The sequence below is a fragment of the Corallococcus sp. 4LFB genome, assembly GCF_046520365.1.
Classification (GTDB): Bacteria; Myxococcota; Myxococcia; order Myxococcales; family Myxococcaceae; genus Corallococcus; species Corallococcus caeni.
Window position 1 is genome coordinate 1 of the sequence record NZ_JBKGHJ010000786.1, and the last position, 2,592, is coordinate 2,592.

The following is a 2,592-nucleotide window of genomic DNA, read 5'->3' on the forward strand; positions in this document are numbered from 1 at the left end:
CCACCAGCAGCAGACACGCCCCCACGCGCCGGGCCCACGTCCCCGGCGCCGTCACGGGCTCCGTCAGCGCCACCAGCACCCCGAGCGCCTGCGTGACGGCGAACGCCTGCGCATCCCCGCCGAACGCGACCAGCGCCAGCAGGCCCCCGCCCACCGTGAGCCGGGCCGCCGTGGGACGCCGCACGAAGCGCAGCACGCCCCAGAGCGCGGCGGGGACGGTGCTCGCGGGCAGCAGGTACGTGGGGTTGTTGGTGATGCAGACCAGGTAGCCGCTAAAGGTGAACGTCAGCGCGCCGAACAGCGCGCCCGCGCGGGGGACGCCCCACTCGCGCAGGAGCGCCACCATGCCCAGCAGCGCGACCGGGAAGCACAGCAGCACGGTGAGCTTCACCGCCACGCCCAGGGGCAGCACCAGGGGCAGCAGCGTCGTGGGGTGGAACACGCCGGAGATGAAGATGGCGGGGAACGACTGCCCGAAGCCGTCGTAGGGGAACCAGTCGGGGAACTCGCCCCGCGCCATGCGCGAGGCCTGGTAGGCCCGCATCGGGTAGAAGGCCCGCAGCGTGTCGCCCGCCAGGAAGATGTCGCGCGTGAACGTCGCCCGGAAGAAGAAGAGCGCCGGCAGCACCAGCGACAGCCCCCCGACAATCCAGCGCCAGCCGGGCGGGACCTCGTCCACCCGCCGGGAGTCCACCTCGGGAATCGGTGCGCCAGGGTTCGTGTCCACGTGTGCGCGGCATCGTCGGTGACGCCCGCCCCCAAGCCAAGTGTCGTCTGCCCACGCCGGGCCCATCGCGGGGTGGCCGTCCTCCCACCGGGCGCGCTACATGCCCGGCTCCACTCTCGCGGCACGAGGAACCTGCAATGCTCGCACGCACCTGGCGCGGGGTGACGAAGGCGGAGGACGCCGACGCCTACCTCACCTATCTCCACCAGACGGGCCTCACGCACTACCGGCGCACGCCGGGCAACCTGGCCGCGTACTGCCTGCGCAAGGTGGCGGACGGGCGCGCGGAGTTCCTCCTCGTCACCCTCTGGGAGTCGATGGACGCGGTGAAGCGCTTCGCGGGCGACACGCCGGAGCGCGCCATCTTCTTCCCGGAGGACGACCGCTACCTCATCGACCGGGACCTGCACGTCACCCACTACGAGGTCCCCTTCGCGGAAGGGCAGGCCTTCGAACCCCAGCGCGTCCGCTTCGACGACTTCCGCGTGGCGGGGCCCGCGGGCGACCTGCGGCTGGTGGACACCGGCGGCGGGGGGAAGGCCTTGCCCGTCGTCTTCGTGCACGGGCTCGCGGGCAACGCGTCCCACTGGCAGGCGCAGCTGGAGCACCTGGCCCGGCAGGGCCGCCGGGGCATCGCGCTGGAGCTGCGCGGCCACGGCGGCTCCACGTACCCGGAGCCGGAGGACTTCACGCTGGAGTCGCTGACGGGCGACATCGCCGCGGTCGTGCGCGCGCTGGGGCTGCGCCGCTTCGTGCTGGTGGGGCACAGCATCAGCGGGGGCGTGACGCTGGCGTACGCGGGGGAGAACCCCCGGCAGGTGGCGGGGCTGTTCCTGGTGGATCCGATGACGGACTCGCGCCGGCACCCGGAGGAGCAGGTGACCGCGTACCTCGCCTCGCTGGACGCGCCGGACGTGGCGCAGGCGGTGCGGCAGGACTGGGCGCAGATGGCGGGGGAGCGCGCGGACGTGCGCGAGCGCCTGCTGGCGGACCTGGACGCCACGCCGCTGTCCGCGGTGGTGGCGGTGCAGCGCTCCAGCCTGCGCTTTGATTTGACGGCCGCGCTCGCGCGCTACCCGGGGCCGAAGTTCTCGCTCGTCGCGTCGGACAACGACGCGCCCAACAGCCTCCACCGGCTGGGGGAGGGCGTGGCGCACCAGGTGGTGGAGGGCGCCGGCCATTGGATCCAGCTGGACCATCCGAACGCGGTCAACGCCGCGCTGGACGCGTTCCTCACGAAGTCAGCACCAGCTTGACCAGCTCCGGGGGACTGCCCAGCCGCATGGGCGGTCCCCAGAAGCCGCAGCCCCGGCTGACGTAGAGGTGCGAATCGCCGTGCCGGTAGTGGCCGGCGGAGTGCTCCCAGCTCAGCCCGATGAGCGCCGTCATGGGGAAGAGCTGGCCGCCGTGGGTGTGGCCGGAAACCTGGAGGTCCACGCCCTGCGTCGCGGCCACCTTGAAGTTGGCGGGCTGGTGCGCGAGCAGCACCGCGGCGCGCTCGGAGTCGCGGCCCGCGAGCGCCTGCTCCAGGTCATAGCCCTTCTGGCCCAGGCGCCGGCCGCCGTGCCAGTCATCCACGCCCACCAGGTCGAACGCGCCGCCCGCGTCCCCGATGCGCACGTGCCGGTTGCGCAGCGAGGGGATGCCCAGCGAGTCCAGGTGCGCCACCCACGCCTCCGCGCCGGACGAATAGTCATGGTTGCCGGTGACGAAGAAGCGGCCGTAACGCGCCTGGAGGTTGCCGAGCGCCGCGACGAAGCCGCCCAGCCGGGGCACGGTGCCGTCCACCAGGTCGCCGGTGATGGCGACGAGGTCCGGCTTGAGCGCGTTGGCCCGCCGCACCAGCTCGTCCATGAAGCGCCGCT

The 2,592-nt window shown here is 73.1% G+C and carries 3 protein-coding genes; 1 reads left to right on the forward strand and 2 read right to left on the reverse strand.

The annotated features are described in order from the left end of the window. Nucleotides 1-727, reverse strand: a 727-nt coding sequence (locus ACLEQD_RS41115) for a hypothetical protein (RefSeq protein ID WP_410391368.1), incomplete at its 3' end; no start/stop codon positions are given. Between the two features lie 137 nt (nt 728-864). Between ACLEQD_RS41115 and ACLEQD_RS41120 the strand changes: the two genes are divergently transcribed. After that, a complete protein-coding gene (locus tag ACLEQD_RS41120; RefSeq protein ID WP_410391369.1) occupies nt 865-1,983 on the forward strand; it encodes an alpha/beta fold hydrolase in 1,119 nt (372 codons plus the stop codon). Here the strand turns inward: ACLEQD_RS41120 and ACLEQD_RS41125 are convergent. Beyond that, on the reverse strand, nt 1,961-2,592 hold a 632-nt coding region (locus ACLEQD_RS41125; protein WP_410391370.1), incomplete at its 5' end, for a metallophosphoesterase. The genes ACLEQD_RS41120 and ACLEQD_RS41125 overlap by 23 nt on opposite strands.

Bases quoted from the DNA above. Each gene is read 5' to 3' on its own strand.
- ACLEQD_RS41120 (WP_410391369.1), top strand. From the start codon at position 865: ATGCTCGCACGCACCTGGCGCGGGGTGACGAAGGCGGAGGACGCCGAC.